The sequence below is a fragment of the Streptomyces alanosinicus genome, from assembly GCF_014650595.1.
Lineage (GTDB): Bacteria > Actinomycetota > Actinomycetes > Streptomycetales > Streptomycetaceae > Streptomyces > Streptomyces alanosinicus.
On sequence record NZ_BMVG01000001.1, the window covers coordinates 707062 to 729568 of the forward strand.

Genomic DNA, 22507 nt, shown 5'->3' on the forward strand with positions numbered 1-22507 from the left:
TGGCGAGCCACCGGACGATGATCTGCCGTACTTCACGCGCCCCACGGGGTCCGACCCGACCCCCGTCACTGCGATCACCGCCGTCGCCGACCTGGACAGGATCATGGACAGCACCAAGTGCTCGTGCAGTGCGGGCGACGACAATCCCCACTGATCACATCCGATCAGCAACGCTCGGGCCCTGGCGCATCCCGCGTCGGGGCCTGAGCCCTGTGTGGCACACGAGTAGCGTGCGCTCATGGGTTTCGACTGGGAGTCACTGCGCCCCCATCTCACCGTGCCGTATGTGCCCACCATCGGCCCTGTCCATCCCTCGGCACTCACCGCGAAGCGCTTCGAGGACATCTGTACCGTGGCCGACAGCGGACGCTTCCTGCCGTACGACAAGGACCGTCGCTGGTCACCTGTGAAACTGGAGCATGTCCTGGTCGAGGACGCCGCGCACGCTGCCGGCACGCCCCTCATCCCGACCCTGCTCCGGCGTGGAGGCCACACCGTCAAAGTCCATGTCTACGGCTCCGAACCCGACGCCCTCACCACGGCAGCGGACCTCGCGACAAAACTGCGCGCCGTCCATGACGCGGGAGGCGCTCGCATCGTGTGGTTCCTCGGCCCCGAGCAGCCCGAACTCTACGCCCGGGGCACTCGGGTCCACCTCAAGGACTTCGCCACCGGAGCCGGTCTTGACCCGGGCATGGACGTCCGGGAGTACGAGAAACTGTCCACCGAGGCACAGGTAGGATTCGCACGATTCGCAGGGCGAATGGCCGGTGACGGGTTCGCGTTCCTCTACAAGCAGATGCGAGGCGGCCGCGTCGGTCCCGTCCTCACCGTCTCGCACGAGGGGCGAGTTGCGGGGGCGATCGGCCCCATGGAGACCATGGTGGACGCCATCGGCCGGACACAGCTCCTGCCGCAGTATTTCGGTGTGCTCCCCGAGTACCGGGGACACGGATACGGGCGTGCTCTATGGCGTGCGGCGATGCAATGGGGACACCGGCATGGCGCCGCCTACCAGCTTCTGCAGACCGAGGTCGGTGGGGCATCCGACCGCCTGTGCGCAGCCGAAGGCCTCGACTCCCTTGGATTTGTTTGCTCGGTGGAGGTGTAGCAGGGCAGCTATCGAAGTTGTTCCAGCCTGCGGGAAATGGTTGCCGTTGGATCCGCCCGCTTCTTTGAGCGGCCCGGAAAGCGGGTGGTCCAAGTCGGAAGCCCATTTGTTGACTGGGAGGCAAGCCGGCGTCATGGGGCGCGCTCGCCCGCCCTCCCCCTCATAGGCGCCGCCCTCGATCCGCAAGTTCCAGCGCGCCGTCGCCGTCATCGACACGGCGGTCGCCCGTGAGTGTGGCGACCGCATCCGCGAGACCGTCTGAGGAGCACCACGTGTCCCACTCCGAAGCTCTCACCGTCGTACGCCTGGACGGCCCAGCCGCAGAGAGGGCCGAAGGTGACTTCACGCTCGTCTACACCGAGGTGTTCGCCGAGCCGCCCTACTGCGAGACCGAGGACGACGTCGTGGCCACCTTCCGGCGTTTCCGCTCCCAGACGCGGAAACGCGCCTTCCTGGCCGCCCTGGCCCGCACACCTGACGGCACGCCCGTCGGCATGGCCTACGGCTGCCCCCTCGGGCCGAGGACGGGCTGGTGGGACTCGCTTGTCGAGCCCGTGCCCGACGAGACGCGCCGCGAGGACGGCCACCGCACCTTCGGCCTGATGGAGCTGGCCGTACGCCTGCCGTGGCGCCGATGCGGCATCGCGAGCCGGCTGCACGCATCACTCCTTGACGGAGTCGAGGCCGAGCGCGTGGTGCTCAACGTTCATCCGGCGAGTGAGGCAGCGCGGGCGGCCTACCGATCGTGGGGCTACCGCAAGGTCGGTGATGCTCGCCCGTGGGCCGGTGCCGATCTCCACGACGTCATGGTTCTCGACCTGACCCTGCGGTCGCCGTGGAGGTGCGTCAGATGAATGTCCGCACCGGCACCAGGGCGAGGACCGGAGCATTCACGGCCGCGACGTACACCCCGCAGGCCGGCGATCGCCCCTCACGACCGCTCGCTCGCCGCATCTCCCCCGGTCAGCTTCTCGTACTGGTCGCACAGGGCTTGGCCGGAGCGGGCGAGCCTTCGTGCCACAGCCACGCGGACGGACGGCGGGCAGCCTTTCCCGACCCGCAGCTTCCTGCTCGCCTCTCCGACGCAGGTGAGCGCACAGTACCGGGGCCCCAGCAGCTCGGAAGCGGTCTCGCGCATCATCACGATGTCCATCAGGTCCCGGCTCCCGTCCGGTTGGTCCGGGCGGGCCGGATCAGGGTGAACGCACCGTCAGTCATCCAGACGGACCGGCATGAGGAGCGAGAAGGCGCCCTCGTCGTCGGGCCGCCGGATCGCGATCGGCGCCGTGGGGGCGCCGAGCTCCAGGATCAGTCGGTCCCGGGCCCCGGCGGCCAGTGCGTCCATCAGGAACTCACGGTTGACGGCGACGCGGTTCGGGTCGTCGTCACCATCCGTGCAGAGGGTCACCGTGCCGCCATCGTCCGCCCTGAGCACGCTGAGGTCATGCGCTCCCGCCTCGCCGGTACGGACAGGACCAGTCTCCAGGGCCTTGCGGAAGGCAGCCACCTCGACAAGGTTGCGGCGCCCGCCGGCCCGGGGGAGGAGACGACGGTAGTCGGGGAAGTCGTGGTCGAGGCACTGACCGGCCGCCTGCCTGTCCCCGGCCTCCAGTGTCACGCGGTCACCGTCGACGGACAGCCACACGCGTCCCTCGCTGTCCAGCAGCGCCCGCATCGCGTCGGCGAGCGGGGTGGGCACGATGAACTGCACCCGGCTCCCCTCGTGCCCGGCGATACCGGCGTGCGCGACAGCCATCCGGTACCGGTCGGTGGCCACGACGTGGAGGCTCTCGCCCTCGAGGTCGAACAGGACCCCGCCGAGCATCGGCAGCTCCGGGTCGGTACTCGCCGCGAAACGGACCGTGTCCAGCGCGGCTGCCAGCTCGGGCGCGGCGATGGACAGCCGTTCGGTGGCGATGCGGAGCGAGGTCATGACATTCTCCCTGTGATCGAGTAGTGCTCGGAGCGCGGAGAACTCGCTGCGGGCATCGGACAGCCCCTGCTCAAGACGGCGCAGGTGCGCCTTGAGCAGATTCCGGACCAGATCGGTTTCCGCGCCGGACCAGCCGGCCAGCACCAGCCGGATGTCTGCCAGCGGCATCCCGGCCCGGCGCAAGCGGGCCAGCAGTCGGCCCTCTTCAAGCTGCTCGGGTTCGTACCAGCGGTAACCGCTCACCGGGTCCACCCAGGCCGGGACCAGCACACCGGCACGGTCGTAGAACCGCAGGGCGCTCACGCCCAGGCCGCTGTCGCGGGCCATATCGCCAATGCTGCGCATGTCGTTCTCCACACCCAGCACTCTGGGCCCTGCACAAGGTCGAGGGTCAACCCGGCTCCCCGGCCGGATCTCGCGACAGCGGAAGGCGGGTGACTGTGAGGCGACGTAGGTGACTGCACCGCCCGTGGGCCATCGGGTCGCCCGACGCTCCCCCTTCCCCGCGGCGTGGCCCAAGGAGGACTCCATGCACACGCACTCGAAGCGCCTCGTCAGCCTGCTGCCGGCACCCTTCTGAGCGCCTTCCTCTGAGCGCCTTCCTCCTTGCCGGCTGCGGCGACGCTCAGCGCCCCGACGGTGGCCGTGCGAATGATCAGTCGCTGCGGGAGCAGCAGGAGCGAGCCCGTGAAGTGGCCAGCCGGGCAGGGGTGGGACGCCAGGCCCGCTCGGTGTCGAGAACGTACAGAGAGGCGGCACCCCCGCACAGGGTGCCGCCTCTCTTTTCGTGGTCCGGAACCGCCGCCCATCGGTTGAGGGTCGGGGACAGGCGGCGGCTCCGGCGTCCGGGGAGGGTCAGCGGTGGTCGCTGCCCGCCGAGTTCGTTGCCGCGCGGCCGGCCTCCAGGCGGGCGACCGGGATGCGGAACGGGGAGCAGGAGACGTAGTCGAGACCGACCTCGTGGAAGAAGTGGACCGACTCCGGGTCGCCGCCGTGCTCACCGCAGACGCCGAGCTTGAGGTCGGGGCGGGTGCGGCGGCCCGCTTCCGCCGCCAGCTTCACCAGGGAGCCCACGCCGTCCCGGTCGATTGTCTCGAAGGGGGAGACGCCGAAGATGCCCTTTTCCAGGTACGCGGTGAAGAAGCTCGCCTCGACGTCGTCGCGGCTGAAGCCCCACACCGTCTGCGTCAGGTCGTTCGTGCCGAAGGAGAAGAACTGTGCCGCCTCCGCGATCTGACCCGCCGTGAGCGCGGCGCGCGGCAGCTCGATCATCGTGCCGATCGCCAGCTTGAGCTGCGTACCGGTCGCGGCCTCGACCTCCGCGATGACCTTGTCGGCCTCCTCGCGGACGATCTCCAGCTCCTGGACCGTGCCGACCAGCGGGATCATGATCTCGGCGCGCGGGTCGCCCTTCGAGGACTTGCGTTCCGCCGCCGCCTCGGCGATCGCCCGGACCTGCATGGTGAACAGGCCGGGGATGACCAGGCCCAGGCGCACGCCGCGCAGACCCAGCATCGGGTTCTGCTCGTGCAGGCGGTGCACCGCCTGGAGCAGGCGCAGCTCGTTCTCGTGCGGCTCCTGGCGGGACTCGGCCAGGGCGACGCGGACCGACAGCTCCGTGATGTCCGGGAGGAACTCGTGCAGCGGGGGGTCCAGGAGACGGATCGTCACAGGGAGGCCGTCCATGGCCTCGAAGAGTTCGACGAAGTCCTTCTTCTGGAGGGGGAGCAGGGCCTTCAGGGACTCCTCGCGCTCCTCCTCCGTGTCCGCCAGGATCAGGCGTTCCACCAGTTCGCGGCGGTCACCGAGGAACATGTGCTCCGTGCGGCACAGGCCGATGCCCTGAGCGCCGAAGCGGCGGGCGCGCAGCGCGTCCTCGGCGTTGTCGGCGTTGGCCCGTACCCGCAGGCGGCGCTTGCGGTCGGCGAAGGCCATCATGCGGTGGACCGCCTCGACGAGTTCGTCGGCGTCGTCGGCGCCCGGGTGCATGCGGCCCTCGAAGTACTCGACCACCGGGGAGGGGACCACGGGGACTTCGCCCAGGTAGACCTTGCCGGACGAGCCGTCGATGGAGATCAGGTCGCCCTCTTCGACGACATGCCCGCCGGGGACGGTCATACGGCGGCGCTTGGTGTCGACCTCCAGCTCCTCCGCGCCGCAGACACAGGTCTTGCCCATGCCCCGGGCCACGACGGCGGCGTGGGAGGTCTTGCCGCCGCGCGAGGTCAGGATGCCCTCGGCCGCGATCATGCCGTCCAGGTCGTCGGGGTTCGTCTCACGGCGGACCAGGATGACCTTCTCGCCGGAGCGGGACCACTTGACGGCGGTGTAGGAGTCGAAGACCGCCTTGCCCACCGCGGCGCCGGGGGACGCGGCGATGCCACGGCCCACCTGCTCGACCTTCGCGTGCTCGTCGAAGCGCGGGAACATCAGCTGGGCGAGCTGGGCGCCGGTGACCCGCTGGAGGGCCTCCGTCTCGTCGATCAGGCCCTGGTCGACGAGCTGGGTGGCGATCCGGAAGGCGGCGCCCGCCGTGCGCTTGCCGACCCGGGTCTGGAGCATCCACAGCTGACCGCGCTCGATGGTGAACTCGATGTCGCAGAGGTCCTTGTAGTGGTTCTCCAGCGTCTCCATGATCTGCATCAGCTGGTCGTACGACTTCTTGTCGATCGACTCCAGCTCCGCGAGCGGGACGGTGTTGCGGATGCCCGCCACCACGTCCTCGCCCTGGGCGTTCTGCAGGTAGTCGCCGTAGACGCCCTGGTGGCCGGAGGCGGGGTCGCGGGTGAACGCGACGCCCGTGCCGGAGTCCGGGCCCAGGTTGCCGAAGACCATGGAGCAGATGTTGACCGCGGTGCCCAGGTCGCCGGGGATGCGCTCCTGGCGGCGGTACAGCTTGGCCCGGTCGCCGTTCCACGAGTCGAAGACCGCCTTGATGGCGAGGTCCATCTGCTCGCGCGGGTCCTGCGGGAAGTCCCGGCCGGCCTCCGCCTTGACGATCTTCTTGAACTTGGTGACCAGCTTCTTCAGGTCGGCCGCTTCGAGGTCCGTGTCGACGGTGACCTTCTTGGCCGCCTTCGCCGCCTCCAGGGCCTCCTCGAAGAGGTCGCCGTCGACCCCGAGGACGGTCTTGCCGAACATCTGGATGAGGCGGCGGTAGGAGTCCCAGGCGAAGCGGTCGTCGCCGGCCTGCTTGGCGAGGCCCTGCACCGACTTGTCCGACAGACCGATGTTCAGGACCGTGTCCATCATGCCCGGCATGGAGAACTTGGCGCCCGAGCGGACCGACACAAGGAGGGGGTTGTCGGCCTGGCCGAGCTTCTTGCCCATGCGGGACTGGAGGGCGTCGAGGTGCGCACTCACCTCGTCACGCAGTGCCACGGGCTCCTCGCCACTGTCCAGGTAGACCTGGCAGGCCTCGGTGGTGATGGTGAAGCCGGGAGGGACCGGCAGACCGAGGTTGGTCATCTCGGCGAGGTTGGCGCCCTTGCCGCCGAGGAGGTCCTTGAGGTCCTTGTTTCCCTCGGTGAAGTCGTAAACGAACTTCACTCCGTGGGGTTCTTTGTTTTCCGACACGGGTCTCGACTCCTTGAGGCCACGGTGGCTGCCCTGACGGCGAGGAACATACCCAGATCGAAGGCACATGGGTACGTCCACTCACGCGTCATGCGCTTGTAACCAGTCGTCCGCCAGCGGATCGAAAGTCAAGGCTTGGCAAGCCGTGGCCGCCGAATGTTTTCACTTCTTGAACGCATACCCCCTCAGAGGGAAGGGATTTCGCTCAGATGAGCAGTCATCCCGCACGTCTGAGTTCGATCGATGAACGATCAAGGGGTGGCACCGAGTGCCACCCCTTGGAGAAGTGCAGCCGCTCACGATCTGCTCATCTGAGCGCAACCCTTATCAAGGGTGGCGAGAATCACGCTGCCACAGGCTGCCGGATTTCACCATGCGGACCCGTTCCGGGTACCGGAAACACCCTCGTCACACGCCCAGCGACAGCAGTCGCTCCTCGACCCGCTGCGGCGCATAGACGTGTTCCACGACCAGCGCCCCCGCTCCGATGAGCGCGGCCCGCTCCCCCAGCCGTGAGGTGACGACGTCCAGATGGGCCGTGGAGCGGGGCAGCGCCCGCTGGTAGAGCAGTTCACGCACACCGGTGAGGAAGGGCGTGCCGGCGAGGTCGCCGGCGATCATCAGCACGCCCGGATTGAGCAGGGTCACGACCGTCGCCAGCACATCACCGACCTGGCGCCCGGCCTCCCGGGCCAGCGCCATGGCCTCGGGATGCCCGGCGGCCAGCAGGTCCCGTACATCGGCGCCGGAGGCGGCCGGCACCCCGCTCTCCGCCAGCCGCCGGGCCACGGCGCCGCCGCTCGCGACGGCGGCGAGACAGCCGTACGAGCCACAGCGGCACAGCGCGTCCGCGCCGATCCTGATGTGCCCGATGTCGCCCGCGCCACCGTCGATCCCCCGGTAGATCGCGCCGTCCACGACCACCCCGGCGCCGATGCCCGTGGACACCTTGACCAGGACGAAGGCCGTGCAGTCGGGGTGTCCGGCGCGCTGTTCGCCGTAGGCCATGAGGTTGGCGTCGTTGTCCACCAGGACCGGGACCGCGCCCGCCCCGGTGTGCTCCGTGAAGGCGCGGGAGAGCCGGCCGGTGAGGTCGTAGCCGTCCCAGCCAGGCATCATCGGCGGCTGCACCACCCGGCCGGTCCCGGTGTCCACCGGGCCGGGCACGGCGAGCCCGATCCCGCACACGTCCGCCGGCGGACGCCCGGTCTTCTCCAGCAGTCGGTCGAACCAGCGGCCGAGTTCGCCGAGTACGGCCTCCGGTCCGTCCTCCACGACCAGGGTTCCCGCGTGCTCGGCAAGGATCTCGCCGGTCAGACCGAGGACGGCCGCGCGGGCGTGCCGGGTGTCCAGGTCGGCGGCGAGGACCACGGCATGGCGGTCGTCAAACTCCAGGGTGATCGAGGGGCGGCCGCCGAGCGGCGAGTCGACCGGGCCGCCGGCGCCCTCGCGCAGCCAGCCGGCCCGGAACAGCCGCTCCAGACGCTGGCCGACGGTCGCCCGGGACGCCCCGGTGGCCTGCTGGAGCGCACCGCGCGTCACGGCCCGTCCACTGCGCACCAGTTCCAGCAGTTCTCCGGCGCCGGCCTGTCCGCCGCGTCTGGCAGGCCTGCCCTGACGGTCGGTCATGCGCACCCCCTTGTGTTCCCCAACCATGCATTACATAGTGAGTTTTGTGTGTTAAATAGACGTAACTCTACGGTCGCAACAACCGAACCCGGTCGGTCCGGCCGGGTGTCTTCGTCTTCGGGGAGCCCCGAGTGGATCGCAGCACGCAGCTCACCGCCCGTCCCGCAGAGCGCGAGACCACCTACGGTCCCCCGGGCGCCCACGCGCCGGCCTTCGGTACGTCGCTGCACGTCAGAGCGGCCCGGGTGCTCGACGCGAACTGGACGGGCAGTTCGACGGTCCCCTCCCGGAACCTGTATCCGCACCAGTGGTCCTGGGACTCGGCGTTCATCGCGATCGGCCTTCGGCATGTCTCGCCGCGGCGGGCCCAGACCGAGCTGGAGACGCTGCTGGCCGCCCAGTGGGCCGACGGACGCGTCCCGCACATCGTCTTCAACCCCTCCGTACCGCTCGACGCCTACTTCCCGAGCCCCGACTTCTGGCGCTCCACCACCGCCGGCCGCCCGGCGGGCGCTCCGCGCACCGTACAGACCTCGGGCATCGTGCAGCCACCGGTGCACGCGCTCGCGGCCTGGCTGGTGCACTGTGCCGACCCCGGGCTGTCCCGGGCGCGCGGCTTCCTGGCCCGGATGTACCCGCGGCTGGCCGCCTGGCACCGCTATCTGCTGCACCGCCGGGACCTGGGCGGCGCGGGCCTCGTGTCGGTCGTCCACCCCTGGGAGCAGGGCATGGACAACAGCCCCTGCTGGGACGCCCCGCTCGCCCGGATCGCCCCGGCCCCGGCCCGCTCCTTCCGCCGCGCCGACCTCGCCCACGGTGCGCCCGAGGACCGGCCGACGGATCTGGACTACGGGCGGTACGTGCGGCTGGCCGCGGACTACCGGGACGCCGGGTACGCCGACGGGGGCGGGGAGTTCGCCGTCGAGGACCCCGCGTTCAACGCCCTCCTCATCGCCTCCGAGCACGCGCTGGCCCGGATCGCCGGGGAACTGGGCGCGGCCGGCACCGCCCGGCATGCCCGCGCCGACCGGCTGACGGCGGCACTGGTGCGACGGCTGTGGGACCCGGCTTCCGGGATGTTCCTGTGCCGGGACCTGCACGCCGGACGGCCGAATCACGAGCGGGGCGTGTCCGGGCTGGTGCCGTTGATTCTTCCCGGGCTGCCGCGGGAGATCGCCGCCGCGCTCGTGCGCACGCTGTGCGGACCGCACTTCGGGCTCGGCGGCCGCACCCGGCTCGTACCCAGCTACGACCTCCTCGGCGAGGCCTTCGACCCGCACCGGTACTGGCGCGGCCCGGCCTGGTTCAACACCGGCTGGCTGCTGGAACGGGGTCTGCGCGTGCACGGCGAGCGGGAGCGGGCCGACGCGCTGCGCACGGCCGTGCTACGCCTCGCCGAGGACACCGGTTTCGCGGAGTACGTCGACCCGTACACCGGCGCGGCCTGCGGCGCGACCGGCTTCGGCTGGACCGCCGCGCTCGCCCTCGACCTGCACCACCAGGCACACCGGGACCTGCGGCAAGAGCTGCACAAAGACCTTCCCAAGCGCCCCGCCGAGGGCGTGTCCAAGGCGGCCACCGGCACGTTCGACAAAAGGGACGAAGGAGGAGACCGGGGATGACCGACCGGCATCATCTGCTCGTGCACGGGGCGACGTTCGCCGCCGTGGGCGACCGCGGGGACATCAGCGGAGTCCGGGGCAGCGGCGCCCCGGACGGGTTATTCGTACGGGACGCCCGGCATCTCAGCCGCTGGCAGCTCACCGTCGACGGGGCCGTGCCCGAGGTGCTCACCCCGGTCACCGACGGTGACGCGGCCCGCTGTGTGCTGGTCCCGCGCGGCGGCCGGCAGGAGCCCGCCGCACACACCCTCTTCCGCCGGCAGGCCGTCGGTGACAGCTCGTTCGTGGAGTCGCTGCGGGTGACCAGCAACCGCCCGGAGCCGACCACGGTCCGGCTCGCCATCACGGCCGACGCCGACTTCACCGACCAGTTCGAACTCCGCGCCGACCACCGCACCTACGCCAAGCCCGGCGCCGTACGCTCCCGCGAGGTCCTCGACGACGGCATCGAGTTCACCTACCGGCGCGCCGAGTGGCGCTCCCGTACGACCATCACGGCCGATCCCGCTCCCGACGCCGTGGAGGAGACCGGTACCGGCGCCCGGCGCCTGGTGTGGACCCTCGGCCTGGACCCGCACGGCACGACCGAGGTGCTGCTCCGGGTGATCGCCCGCCCGCACGGCGAGAAGCGCGCCCTGCGCGTGCCCCGCGACCCGGCGGCTGTGCACGAGCAACTCCTCACCACAGAAGGGGAGTTCATGGAGGACGTGGCCTTCCCGACCGGCTGGCCGGAGCTGGCGGCCGCCTGCGCGCGGGGCCTCGCCGACCTCGCCGCGCTCCAGGTGCCGGCCACCGGGGTCGACGGTGAGGACCTGCGCGTCCCGGCCGGCGGAGCCCCCTGGTTCCTCGCCCTCCTCGCCCGCGACGCCCTGCTCACCTCCCTGTTCGCGCTGCCGTACCGCCCGGAACTGGCCGCCGCCACGCTGCCCGCGCTCGCCGCGACCCAGGCGACCGGCACCGGCCCGTTCCCGGTCGCCCAGCCCGGCAAGATCGTGCACGAGGTGCGCCACGGCGAGCTGGCGCACTTCGGGCAGGTGCCGTTCCGGCGGTACTACGGCTCGGTCGACGCGACCCCGCTGTTCCTGATCCTGCTCGGCGCGTATGCCGAACGGACCGGGGACACCGAGCCCGCCCGGCGCCTGGAGCAGCACGCGCGTGCCGCCGTCGGCTGGATGCTGGACCACGGCGGGCTGACCTCGCGCGGCTATCTCGTCTACCGCGCCGACGAGGGCGGCCTCGCCAACCAGAACTGGAAGGACTCCCCCGGCGCGATCTGCTGCGCCGACGGCAGCCGGCCCACCGGCGCGGTCATGGCGGCCGGCGCGCAGGGCTACGCGTACGACGCGCTGCGCCGCACGACATGGCTGGCGCGCACGGTGTGGGGCGACGAGACGTACGCGGCGCTGCTGGAGCAGGCGGCGGCCGATCTGCGGGACCGTTTCCAGCGGGACTTCTGGATGCGGGAGCACTCCTTCCCGGCGCTGGCGCTGGACGGCAAGGGCCGCCAGATCGACGCGCTGGCCTCCGACGCCGGGCATCTGCTGTGGTCCGGGCTGCTGGACAAGGAGTACGGCGAGGTGGTGGGCCGGCGGCTGCTGGAGCCGGACTTCTTCTCGGGCTGGGGCGTGCGGACGCTGGCCGCGGGGCAGGCGGCGTACCACCCCCTGTCGTATCACCGGGGTTCTGTGTGGCCGCACGACAACGCGCTGATCACGCTGGGGCTGGCGCGGTACGGGCTGCATGACGAGGCCCGTACGGTGGCGCGTTCGCTGGTCGACGCGGCGACGGTGGCGGGGAATCGGCTGCCGGAGGTTCTGGCCGGGTACGGGAGGGACACGCATCCGGAGCCGGTGCCGTATCCGCATGCGTGTGTGCGGGAATCGCGGTCGGCCGCGGTACCGCTCGCGCTGCTGTCGGCGGTGGGGGGTGGGTAGCGCCGTTGTCTGGTGCGGGTGCGTCGTGGCTTGTCGCGCAGTTCCCCGCGCCCCTTAGGGAGTTGTATTTGCCCGGTGTTTGCAATGACCTGTGAACAGGGGTCGGAGTGTGGTCGTACGAGACGGCGTCACGGGTGTCGTACGGAAGGACCTCGGGTGTCTCAGGACACGAGCATGCGCCAGCTGGAAACCGAAGCACCGGACGACGACGCCCCCGTCGAAGCGCCCGTTCCCCGGCCCGCCCGGCGGCCGTCGGCCGCCCGGCTCCGGCAGCCCTGGGACGCGTTGCGGATGTACCCGCGGCGCTGGCGGGAGCGGCATCCGGCGGCTGCCCGGGGGCTGTCCGTCGGCGTCAGCGTGTTCGCCGCCGTTCTCGTCGTCGCCGCGCTGGTGATGCCGAACTCCCTGACGCAGCTGGACCCTTCGGCGTTCGTGCGGATACCGGCGGAAGCCGTGATCGGGGCCGCGGTGATGATCGCGCTGCCGCGCCGGCCGCGGATGGCGCTGGCGGCCGTGTCCGGGGTCGCGCTGGCCGCGATGACCGTGCTGAACGTGCTCGACATGGGCTTCAAGCAGTATCTCGGCCGGGGCTTCAACGTCGTTCTCGACTGGAGCCTGTTCGGCGACGCGGAGTCCTATCTGGAGGACTCGGTCGGCCGTACGGAGACCCTGGCCGTCGTGGCCGGGGTGATCGCCTTCGTACTGCTGCTCTTCGCGCTGCTGGCGCTGTCCATGGTCCGGCTGGGCAATCTGCTCGCCCGGCACACCGGCATCGCGACCCGGGGCACGCTGATCGCCGGGGTCGTCTGGATCACCTGCTCCTCGCTCGGCCTCCAGCTGTCGGGCGTGCCGCTCGCCGCCGACAGCACCGCCACCGCGCTGAAGGCCCAGGCCCGTCTGGTGTCGGCCACGCTCAAGGACGAGGCCGAGTTCCGGAAGGTGGCCAAGGTCGACGCCTTCGGGAACACCCCGGGCAGCCAGCTGGTCCCGGATCTGCGCGGCAAGGACATGATCTTCACGTTCATCGAGAGCTACGGCCGCAGCGCGGTCGAGGACCCGATCATGGCGCCCGGCGTCGACAGCACCCTCGACGCCCGTACCAAGGCGCTGGCCAAGGCCGGTTTCCACGCCAAGAGCGGCTGGCTGACCTCGGCGACGTACGGCGGCAGCAGCTGGCTCGGCCACTCCACCACCATGTCGGGCCTGTGGATCAGCAACCAGCAGCGCTACCGCACCGTCATGGCGAGCGACCACCTCAGCCTGACCGAGGCGTTCAAGAAGACCGGCGCCTTCGACACCGTCGGTGTCATGCCGGGCGTGCAGAAGGCGTGGCCGGAGCAGAAGTGGTACGGCCTGGACAAGGTCTACAACGCCTTCGAACTCGGCTACAAGGGACCGAAGTTCAGCTGGTCGACCATGCCGGACCAGTACACGCTCCAGCAGTACCAGGACCGCGTGCACAGCAAGCAGCCGGCCGACGGCAAGTCACGGATGTCCTTCCTCATCCTGACCTCCAGCCACCAGCCCTGGGCGCCGATCCCGAAGATGGTTCCCTGGAACCAGCTGGGCGACGGCTCGGTCTTCAACGGCATCGAGAAGGCCGGCAACCCGTCCTCCTACACCCTCACCGACGACACGCACTCCAAGCAGGAGTACGGCAAGTCCATCCAGTACTCGGTGACGGCGCTGACCGAGTGGCTGGAGCGCTACGGCAACGAGAACACCGTGCTGGTCTTCCTCGGCGACCACCAGCCCAACGCCCACGCCAGCGGCAACCACGCCAGCCGCGACGTGCCGGTCGCGATCGTCGCCAAGGACCCGAAGCTCCTCGCCAAGACCGACAGCTGGGGCTGGAGTGACGGCCTGCGCCCCGCCCACAACGCGCCGGTGTGGAAGATGAGCGCGTTCCGGGACCGGTTCCTGACCGCGTACGGCTCGACTCCGCACCCGAAGAAGGGCTGATCAGCCGCCGGAGGTGGCCAGCTCGGCGTCCTCGCTCACGCCCGCGCAGTCGTAGGGATCCTTCAGCCAGCCGTCCGGCAGCACCACGCGGTTGTTGCCGGACGTACGGCCGCGCGGGCCGTCGGCGCCGACGGGCCAGGGCTGGTCGAGGTCCAGCTCGTCCAGGCCCGCCCGCAGCTCGGCCAGCGACGAGGTGATCGCGAGCCGCTTACGCATCTCGGAGCCGACGGCGAAGCCCTTCAGGTACCAGGCGACGTGCTTGCGGAAGTCGATCACGCCCTTGGACTCGTCGCCGATCCACTCCCCGAGCAGTCCGGCATGGCGGACCATGACCTCGGCGACCTCCCGCAGCGCGGGCCGCGCGAGATCCCCGGTACGCCCCTCGAAGGCGGCGACCAGATCCGCGAACAGCCACGGCCGCCCCAGGCAGCCACGGCCCACGACCACCCCGTCGCAGCCGGTCTCGCGGACCATCCGCAGCGCGTCCTCGGCCGACCAGATGTCGCCGTTGCCGAGGACGGGGATCTCCGGGACGTGCTCCTTCAGGCGCGCGATGGCCTCCCAGTCGGCGGTGCCGCCGTAGTGCTGGGCCGTCGTACGGCCGTGCAGGGCGATGGCCGTGACGCCCTCCTCGACGGCGATACGGCCGGCGTCGAGGTAGGTGATGTGATCGTCGTCGATGCCCTTGCGCATCTTCATCGTGACGGGAAGGTCACCGGCCCCGCTCACGGCCTCCCGGAGGATCGCCCGCAGCAGGTTCCGCTTGTACGGCAGCGCGGATCCGCCGCCCTTCCTGGTCACCTTCGGGACCGGGCAGCCGAAGTTCAGGTCGATGTGGTCGGCCAGGTCCTCCTCCGCGATCATGCGGACGGCCTTGCCGACGGTCGCCGGGTCGACGCCGTACAGCTGGATCGAACGCGGCTGCTCGCTCGCGTCGAACCTGATCAGCTGCATGGTCTTCTCGTTGCGCTCGACCAGCGCCCGGGTCGTGATCATCTCGCTCACGAACAGCCCCTTGCCGCCGCTGAACTCCCTGCACAGGGTGCGGAAGGGCGCGTTGGTGATGCCCGCCATGGGTGCGAGCACGACGGGCGGTGTCACGGCGTGCGGGCCGATGGAGAGCGGGTGGGTCATCAGACGGCTCCGGGGCGGACGTACGGCGGATACAGCGCAAGGCAAGGAACCATTGTCCCTCACCCGGCGGCCCACTCGTCCGCCGGCCGCTCGTCGGCCGGCTCCGCCGGCACCGCCAGCCGCTCCAGCTGCTCCAGCCGCTCCTCGCTCTCCTCGTCGGCGGGGATGTACGCGACCACGCGGTGGGCCGGTGACTGTGGCGCCAGCCACATATTGCGGTGCTCCAGCCGGATCAGTCCGACGACCGGGTGCCGGTACCGCTTGACGTGCGGGGACATCGGCGCGACCTCGTGCCGTTCCCACAGCTCGCGGAACTCCCCGGAGACCGCCAGCAGCCCCGCCAGCCGCTCCTTCCACGCGGGCTCGGCCACATGCTCGGCCATGGCCGCCCGGTACTTGGCGATCAGGTCCCGCAGCATCTCGTCCCGGTCGAGGAAGTCCCGCTTCCAGCGCTCGCTGGTGGTCAGCAGCCACAGACAGTTCCGCTCGGCCGGGGGCAGCTCGGCGGGGTCGCCGAAGACCTGGGCGAAGGGACGGTTGGCGACGAGGACGTCGTACCGGGCGTTCTGCAGGGAGGCCGGGTAGGGCGCGAGCCGTTCGACGATCTTCCGTGCGGAGGTGGAGGCGACCGGGCACTCGGGGTCGACGCGCGGGTCGACGGCCGCGGCGAGGGCGAAGAGATGGGCGCGCTCGGCGGGGTCCATGAGCAGGGCGCGGGCGACGGCGTCCAGCACCTGGGCGGAGACATGGGTGGCACGGGCCTGCTCGATCCAGGTGTACCAGGTGACGCCGACCGCGGAGAGCTGGGCGACCTCCTCCCGGCGCAGTCCAGGCGTACGGCGGCGCGGTCCGCGAGGCAGGCCGACCTGCTCCGGGGTGATGCGCTCGCGGCGGCTGCGCAGGAAGGCGGCCAGTTCGCGGCGCCGGATCTGCCGCGCCCTCGGCTGCTGGGCCGGCTGCTGCGTGCGGTGTTCCGGCGCTGCGATGCTCATGGTGCAAGGGTGCCGTGCCCGCGTACCCCGGTGCCAGGTGGTGCCGGTACCTGGATGAGCACCGCCTGGTACCCGGCTGGGAGCTGTCCCAGAGTCGGGGCGTGACCACGACGACCTCGCTCCGGACCGGAGCCCCGCCCCGCGGCCTGACCCCGCTCGGCCTGCTGACCCTGCTGCTCGGGACCGCGCTCCCGATGATCGACTTCTTTATCGTCAATGTCGCGCTGCCGACGATCGAGCACGATCTGCACGCCTCGCCGGCCACGCTGGAGATGGTGGTGGCCGGGTACGCGGTGGCGTACGCCGTGCTGCTCGTCCTCGGCGGCCGGCTCGGCGACGGCCACGGCCGGCGGCGGCTGTTCCTGTGGGGCGTGGCCGGCTTCGGGCTGACCTCGCTGGCCTGCGGGCTGGCGCCGAGCGCCGGCTGGCTGGTGGCGGCGCGGATCGCGCAGGGCGCCGCCTCGGCGGCGCTGCTGCCGCAGGTGCTCGCCACCCTGCACGCGACGACGTCCGGGGAGCGGCGGGCCCGCGCGGTCGCGCTGTACGGCTCGGTCGGCGGGGTGTCCGTGGTGCTCGGGCAGGTGCTGGGCGGGGTGCTGGTGGCCGCCGACCTGGCGGGCACCGGCTGGCGCGCGGTGTTCCTGGTGAACGTGCCGGTGGCGGCCTGTGCCCTGGTCTGCGCGAGGCGGGCGGTGCCGGAGAGCCGGGCGGAGCGCCCGGCACGCGGAGACCTCGCCGGTACGGCGCTGCTGGCGGCGACGCTGATCGCGCTGCTGCTGCCGCTGACCGAGGGCCGGGCGGCGGGCTGGCCGCTGTGGTCGGTGCTGCTGCTGTGCGCGACGCCGTTGCTCGCGGCGGGGTTCTACGGCGTGGAGCGGCGGGGCGAGCGGACCGGCGGCAGCCCCTTGCTGCCGCCGTCCCTGCTGACCGCCCCGGAGGTGCGCCGGGGCCTGCTGCTGGGTCTGCCGGTGTTCATCGGCTTCGCGGGCTGGATGTTCGTGAGCGCGGTGACGCTGCAGCAGGGCCTGGGATACGGGGCGCTCGGGGCGGGGCTGACGCTGGTGCCGATGGGGGTGGCGCAGTTCGCGGCGTCGATGCTGGCGCCGCGTGCCGTACGGCGGCTGGGCGGGCGTGCGGTGACGCTGGCGGCGGCGGTGCACATCGCGGGTCTGGCGACGGTGACGGCGACCGCGCTGCTGGGCCCGTGGCCGCGGCTGAGCCCGCTCGCCCTCGCCCCGGGCCTGGTGCTGTGCGGGCTGGGCCAGGGACTCCAGCTCCCCCTCTACTACCGGATCCTGCTGGCGGCGATCCCGGCGCGGCTGGCGGGCGCGGGCAGTGGGCTGGCGGCCACGCTCCAGCAGTCGTGCCTGGCCGTCGGTGTCGCGACGCTCGGCTCGCTGTTCCTGTCCCTCGTCCCCGGCCTCGGTATGCGTCAGGCGCTGGCGGTGGTGCTGGCGGTGCAGGCGGCGGGGCTGCTGGGGCTGGGATGGCTCGGTCTGCGACTGCCCCGAGCGAAGATCATGTAGCGGATACGCGGCAGATGTAGCGGTCATTAGTTAGACACACTATTGAAGTAGGCGTACGCTGACGCCATGCCCGAGTCGAGCCATCGCCGCCGTCTGCTCGTCCTCGCGATCTGCTGCATGAGCCTGCTGATCGTGAGCCTGGACAACACCGTGCTCAACGTGGCGCTGCCGTCCATGCAGCGCGAACTGCACGCCACCACCTCCGGCCTGCAGTGGACGATCGACGCCTACACGCTGGTGCTCGCCTCGCTGCTGATGCTCGCGGGCTCCACGGCCGACCGCATCGGCCGCAAGCGGGTCTTCATGGCCGGCCTGGTGGTCTTCTCCGTGGGCTCGCTGCTCTGCTCGATCGCCCCGAACCTGACCCTCCTGATCGTGTTCCGCATGGTGCAGGCGATCGGCGGCTCGATGCTCAATCCGGTCGCCATGTCGATCATCACCAACACCTTCACCGACGCCCGCGAGCGGGCCCGTGCGATCGGCGTGTGGGGCGCGGTGGTCGGCATATCCATGGCGGCGGGCCCGCTGGTGGGCGGCCTCCTCGTCCAGTCGGTGAGCTGGCGCTCGATCTTCTGGATCAACCTCCCGGTGGGCCTCGCCGCCCTCCTGCTCACCCTCCGCTTCGTCCCCGAGTCCCGCGCGCCCAAGGCCCGCCGACCCGACCCGGTCGGCCAGCTCCTGGTCATCGCCCTGTTCGGCTCGCTGACATACGCGATCATCGAGGCACCGGGCTCGGGCGCGGCCACGGTGGCCCCCTTCGCCGCGATCGCCCTGGCCGCCCTCCTCGCCCTCCTCTGGTACGAGCCCCGTCGTGCCGAACCCCTCATCGACCTGCGCTTCTTCCGCTCGGCACCGTTCAGCGGAGCGACCGTGATCGCGATCAGCGCGTTCGCGGCGCTGGGCGGCTTCCTCTTCCTGTCCACGCTCTATCTGCAGAACGTCCGCGGTCTCGACGCCCTGCACGCGGGTCTGTGGATGCTGCCGATGGCGGCACCGACGTTCCTGTGCGCACCGCTGTCCGGCCGCCTGGTGGGCAGCCGCGGCCCGCGCCTGCCTCTCTTCGTGGCCGGTACGGCGATGACGGCGAGCGGTGTCCTCTTCGCCGCCTTCGACGCGGAGACGTCGGACGTCACCCGCTTTCTCGGCTATGTCCTCTTCGGTATCGGCTTCGGCTTCGTGAACGCGCCGATCACCAACACGGCCGTCTCCGGTATGCCCCGTGCCCAGGCGGGCGTCGCCGCCGCCGTCGCCTCCACGAGCCGGCAGCTGGGCCAGACCCTCGGTGTGGCGGTGATCGGCGCGGTCCTGGCCTCCGGCATCAGCTCCTCCGCCTACCGCGACACCTTCGTCCCGGCGGCCCGCCCCGGCTGGTGGATCCTCACCGCCTGCGGTCTGGCCGTCCTCGTCCTCGGCCTCCTCACCAGCGGCCACTGGGCCCGCCGCACCGCGGACCGCACCGCCGAAACCCTCCAGTCACCGGAGGTACGGCAGACGGTGGGGGCGGCCTAGGCCAGGCCCTGTCCCTGTCCCTGTCCCTGTCCCACGGTCCAGGCGAGATCCGTCCGGCACCTTATAGTGTCAGTATGACGATTAAAGAGTCGGAGATCGCGGCCGCCGCCCGGGGCATCGCCCTCGTCGTCCACGGTCGGCCTGTTGATCTGGTGAACTTCCGGCAGACCTCGGACGGGTGCCCGTTCGTCGAGGTGAGGGACGGGGTCATCCATCACATCGTGCGGGAGCGCGGCAGAGAGCTCCACCACGCCACATACGATGATCTTGACGAGTTCATGTACCAGATCGCCCTGGACGCGACGTCCGGCGTCGCCGGCAACTGGGAGCTCGAACACCGCGGGGAATGGCCGCGGGACCACGACACCCGGATCGGCTGGGCGGCCAAGCAGCTGCAGCTCATGAAGGCCGTCAACCCCGCATGGGCGGAGCGGTTGCGGTCGGAGATCCCGTCGAAGTATTCCGGCATCACCCTCGAAGACGTCGATGCCCACCCCGTGGACTCCTGAGCGAGCCGGTGGGAGAGGGCACAGAGGCATCTTCTCCCACCGGACCGAAGGCCGGGGCCGCCCGCCTACTTCTGCTCCACCTGCCTGAGGAAGCCGTTCTCCTTGAGCCACTTGACGTTGAGGTCGAAGGACTTGCCGTCGGCGGTCGTCAGCTTGGGAAGCTTGTACTGGACGCCTCCGCCGGGCTGCTCGAACCACGGGGCGATCTTCCCGGCCTGGATGTCACCGGCCTTGCCGTACTTGGCGATGTCCGACCACGGGCGGGCCCACTCGTACACGTAGTACGAGGACTTGCCGCCCGCGTCGAGGTAGAGGTTGGCCGGCGGGATGGCCCGCTGGCCGAAGGTGACACCGGACGGGGAGAGGTAGCCGCCCCACTCGCTGCCGAAGCGGTCCCACCGCTCGCCCACCTTCGGCGTGTACGCCGTGGGGGTGCCGGCGAAGCCCTCGGACGGCGGGTACGTGAACCAGTTCGCCTTGGCGTCCCAGTACTTGGCGAAGAACTGGGGAATCGACAGCTTCCCGGTGCGGGCGTAGTCCTTCAGGACGGCCTGGGCGCTCGCGGGCATCTGCTTGATCACGGACTCGATCGAGGCGATCTTCGCCATCTCCTCGGCCATGACCTTGGTGCCGGTGCTCGCCGTGGAGATGCCCTTGATGACACTCTCCAGCGCCACGTACTCCTTGGCGGACAGCTCCAGGGCATGGAGCCCGGCCAGGGCCTCCTCGAAGCCCACGCCGGTCTGCGCGGCGGCGTCCAGCGCGGTGACGACCTTGGTCATCTTCGCGAACTGGCCCGCGAACGGAAGGATCGTGACGGTCGCCCACACACACGCGCCGGCCTGGCCCTTGCCGCAGTTGACGAAGTCGGCCTTGAGCGCGTCGAGGATGTTCCCGACGATGTCCGGCGGGGTCGGCGCGGCGAAGGTCTGCGTGCCCTTCACCGTTTCGAGCTTCTTGTCGAAGCCGATCCAGTACGACTTGCCGGCCGGGCACGTCTTGTAGGTGGCACCGGGCTGGTCCGTGTCACAGACGAATGTGTCGACCGCGAGGGTGTAGGTGGCCTCGAAGTCCTGGAAGCACACGTCGTGATGCACGGTGTCCATCCGGCAGTCGCCCTTGGGCGTGACGGACACGTCTTCCGTCCGCGCCGTGACGAACTGGCGGGTGCCGGTCGCCCCGTCGCCCGGGAGCGCGAGATTCGCCTTCTTCGCCTGGGCCTCGGCCTCGGCGCCGGACGCCAGCGGGTGCGCCTTCAGCTCCTGAAGGGCCTTGCGGTCCGCCTCATCGGCGGCGAGGGCCTTGCCGGCGAGGGCCCGCCACTGCGCCTTGACGTTGTCGGGGACCTCCGGGCCGGTGCCCGGGGGCTCGACGACGTCGGCGGCGGTGACCTTGAACTTCGCCCACGGCGACCAGTCCGTCTCATAGGCGGTGCCGTCGTAGGCCGAGGAGCGGACGAGGTATGTCCAGCCGTCCTTCAGCTTCCCGCCGGGCACGTTGACGGACGTCGGCGTGCCGGAGGCGGTGTACCCGGAGACGAGTACACCCCACTTGTTGTCGTCGGTGAGGTTCACCTTGGACGCCGGGCCGCCGCTCCGGTCGACGGTCCACACCTCGAAGGTGCTGGTCGTCTTGTTCCCGTCCGGATCCACAACGGTGTTGCGGAGCGTGGGAGTCAGCGTGTCGGTCTGCCATACGCCCGAGGTCTGCTTGAAGGGCGGGCCGACTTCGGGCGCTTTGGGCGTGTTCGGCGGACGGTTGGCGCTGGGTGCCGCGCCGGGTCCGGAGCGAAGCCGGGCGGCCGGCGCACCGTGCACCTGAGGCGGGGCCGCCGAGGGCCGCTCGCCGGTGGAGGCGGTGATTGCCGGCTGATCGTCGGTGACGGCGGCCGTCGCCACTCCGGAGCCGAGAGCCATGACCATGGCCGTGGTCACGGCGACGGAGGCTCTCCTCACTCTGGAGGCTGGTACCAAATGTCTGAAACGACCGAGAGAGTTCACACAGATCCGTTCATATTCACGTATACGTGACACATCGGCGCCACGCGCTACGCGACAGTAACCATTGGTCCAGACCAATGCAGTGACCCCGGTCACTTGACCATCCGTTGACCTCCCGGCGAAACGGCCTCAGCCGCTCAGAGCCGGCTCAGCGCGAGGTCGTGGAGCCTCGCAAGGCGCTCCCGGCTCCGCTCGTCGGCCGGGGTGTACGTCACCATGCGGGCGCCCTGTTCCGGGCCCAGCCACAGGTCGGTGTGTTCCAGGTCGAGGTGGCCCACGTGGGCGTTGCGGAACTGTTTGGTCTTGGAGCGGTTGCCGACCACCTCGTACCGCTGCCAGTTCTCGCGGAACTCGGGGGAGGCCGCCTCCAGCCGCTTCAGGAGCATCTTCCAGGCCGGCTCGCCGAGATGGCCGGCCAGGGAGGCGCGCAGCCGGGCGGCCATCAGCCGCTGGGTCTCCTCCAGGTGGACGATCGACTCCTGCCACTGGCTGTTCGTGTACACGAGCAGCATGCAGTTGAGGTCCTCGGCCGGCAGCGCGTCCAGGTCGCAGAAGAGGACGCCGTAGGTGCGGTTGTGGGCGAGGATGTCGTACCGGCTGTTCTGGATGCAGGCCGGGATCGGCTCCAGTTGGCGGAGCATCTCGCGCAGCGGCGGGGTGACGCTCGGGCAGCTCGCGGCGGGGCTCGGGTCGGTGGCACCGGCCAGCTGGAAGAGGTGGGCCCGTTCGCTGGCGTCCAGCATCAGGCTGCGGGCGAGGGCGTCCAGGACCTGCACCGACACCTGGATGTCCCGGGCCTGTTCGAGCCAGGTGTACCAGGTGACACCGACCGCGGAGAGCTGGGCGACCTCCTCCTGGCGCAGTCCGGGCGTACGGCGCCGGGCCCCGCGCACCAGGCCCACCTGCTCGGGACTGATGCGCTCACGGCGGCTGCGCAGGAACGCGGCCAGCTCGTGCCGGCGGATCTCCGCACTCCGGGTCGGCTGCGGGGCGCTCTTCCGGGCCATGGCCGTGGTCGTCATGGCTCCAGGGTGCCAACCCTCTCATCCTGTTGCCAGGTAGTTCTTCTA

Annotated in this window: 16 protein-coding genes; 8 read left to right on the forward strand and 8 right to left on the reverse strand. The window is 70.7% G+C overall.

The annotated features are described in order from the left end of the window. The first annotated feature begins 238 nt into the window (after positions 1 to 238). Both IE277_RS03245 and IE277_RS03250 read left to right on the forward strand, forming a co-directional pair. Positions 239 to 1111, forward strand: a complete 873-nt coding sequence (locus IE277_RS03245) for a GNAT family N-acetyltransferase (protein ID WP_189948269.1) — start codon at positions 239 to 241, stop codon at positions 1109 to 1111. 272 nt (positions 1112 to 1383) lie between these two features. Beyond that, entirely contained in the window at positions 1384 to 1965 is a 582-nt protein-coding gene (locus IE277_RS03250) for a GNAT family N-acetyltransferase (RefSeq protein WP_189948270.1), read from the forward strand. A gap of 77 nt (positions 1966 to 2042) precedes the next feature. Here the strand turns inward: IE277_RS03250 and IE277_RS03255 are convergent, their stop codons facing one another. The 4 genes from IE277_RS03255 to IE277_RS03270 all read right to left on the reverse strand — a co-directional run bounded on the left by IE277_RS03255 (position 2043) and on the right by IE277_RS03270 (position 8249). Next, positions 2043 to 2264 (reverse strand): DUF6415 family natural product biosynthesis protein, encoded by a 222-nt coding sequence (locus IE277_RS03255; RefSeq protein ID WP_189948271.1) that lies wholly within the window; start codon positions 2262 to 2264, stop codon positions 2043 to 2045. 57 nt (positions 2265 to 2321) lie between these two features. Beyond that, on the reverse strand, positions 2322 to 3389 hold the full coding sequence (locus IE277_RS03260) for a DNA polymerase III subunit beta family protein (RefSeq protein WP_189948272.1): 1068 nt from the start codon (positions 3387 to 3389) through the stop codon (positions 2322 to 2324). 510 nt (positions 3390 to 3899) lie between these two features. Further along, positions 3900 to 6620, reverse strand: coding sequence for a pyruvate, phosphate dikinase (ppdK, locus tag IE277_RS03265; RefSeq protein WP_189948273.1), 2721 nt, complete (start codon positions 6618 to 6620; stop codon positions 3900 to 3902). A gap of 408 nt (positions 6621 to 7028) precedes the next feature. Then, complete coding sequence (locus IE277_RS03270) at positions 7029 to 8249, reverse strand: ROK family protein (protein WP_189948275.1); 1221 nt, start codon at positions 8247 to 8249, stop codon at positions 7029 to 7031. Between the two features lie 131 nt (positions 8250 to 8380). Between IE277_RS03270 and IE277_RS03275 the strand changes: the two genes are divergently transcribed. From IE277_RS03275 to IE277_RS03285, 3 genes are all read left to right on the forward strand, one after another. Next, positions 8381 to 9871, forward strand: coding sequence for an amylo-alpha-1,6-glucosidase (locus IE277_RS03275; RefSeq protein ID WP_189948277.1), 1491 nt, complete (start codon positions 8381 to 8383; stop codon positions 9869 to 9871). Then, the gene (locus tag IE277_RS03280) at positions 9868 to 11805 is read left to right on the forward strand and encodes an amylo-alpha-1,6-glucosidase (protein ID WP_189948278.1); all 1938 of its coding nucleotides are present in this window, start codon (positions 9868 to 9870) and stop codon (positions 11803 to 11805) included. The genes IE277_RS03275 and IE277_RS03280 overlap by 4 nt, the downstream gene beginning before the upstream one ends. A gap of 174 nt (positions 11806 to 11979) precedes the next feature. After that, positions 11980 to 13767: a sulfatase-like hydrolase/transferase gene (locus IE277_RS03285; protein WP_229880546.1), complete on the forward strand. Its 1788-nt coding sequence runs from the start codon at positions 11980 to 11982 to the stop codon at positions 13765 to 13767. On the opposite strand, the gene dusB is transcribed toward IE277_RS03285, so the two are convergent. Then, positions 13768 to 14901, reverse strand: a complete 1134-nt coding sequence (gene dusB / locus IE277_RS03290) for a tRNA dihydrouridine synthase DusB (RefSeq protein ID WP_189948280.1) — start codon at positions 14899 to 14901, stop codon at positions 13768 to 13770. It abuts the gene before it with no gap. A 59-nt stretch (positions 14902 to 14960) separates the two neighbouring features. Then, positions 14961 to 15893 (reverse strand): helix-turn-helix transcriptional regulator, encoded by a 933-nt coding sequence (locus IE277_RS03295; protein ID WP_189948282.1) that lies wholly within the window; start codon positions 15891 to 15893, stop codon positions 14961 to 14963. Positions 15894 to 15994: 101 nt separating this feature from the next. Here IE277_RS03295 and IE277_RS03300 point away from each other — a divergent pair, with 101 nt between their 5' ends. The 3 genes from IE277_RS03300 (at position 15995) to IE277_RS03310 (ending at position 19437) form a co-directional block, all read left to right on the forward strand. Then, positions 15995 to 17419, forward strand: a complete 1425-nt coding sequence (locus IE277_RS03300) for an MFS transporter (RefSeq protein WP_229880549.1) — start codon at positions 15995 to 15997, stop codon at positions 17417 to 17419. A 66-nt stretch (positions 17420 to 17485) separates the two neighbouring features. After that, positions 17486 to 18928 carry an MFS transporter gene (locus tag IE277_RS03305; RefSeq protein ID WP_189948283.1) on the forward strand — a complete coding sequence of 481 codons (1443 nt, stop codon included), beginning with the start codon at positions 17486 to 17488 and terminating at the stop codon, positions 18926 to 18928. 74 nt (positions 18929 to 19002) lie between these two features. Continuing rightward, positions 19003 to 19437 carry an Imm63 family immunity protein gene (locus IE277_RS03310; RefSeq protein WP_189948285.1) on the forward strand — a complete coding sequence of 145 codons (435 nt, stop codon included), beginning with the start codon at positions 19003 to 19005 and terminating at the stop codon, positions 19435 to 19437. 65 nt (positions 19438 to 19502) lie between these two features. Here IE277_RS03310 and IE277_RS03315 read toward each other — a convergent pair whose 3' ends face one another. Continuing rightward, on the reverse strand, positions 19503 to 21371 hold the full coding sequence (locus IE277_RS03315; protein ID WP_189948290.1) for a TNT domain-containing protein: 1869 nt from the start codon (positions 21369 to 21371) through the stop codon (positions 19503 to 19505). A gap of 203 nt (positions 21372 to 21574) precedes the next feature. Then, positions 21575 to 22459, reverse strand: coding sequence for a helix-turn-helix transcriptional regulator (locus tag IE277_RS03320; RefSeq protein ID WP_189948292.1), 885 nt, complete (start codon positions 22457 to 22459; stop codon positions 21575 to 21577). Positions 22460 to 22507 lie beyond the last annotated feature (48 nt).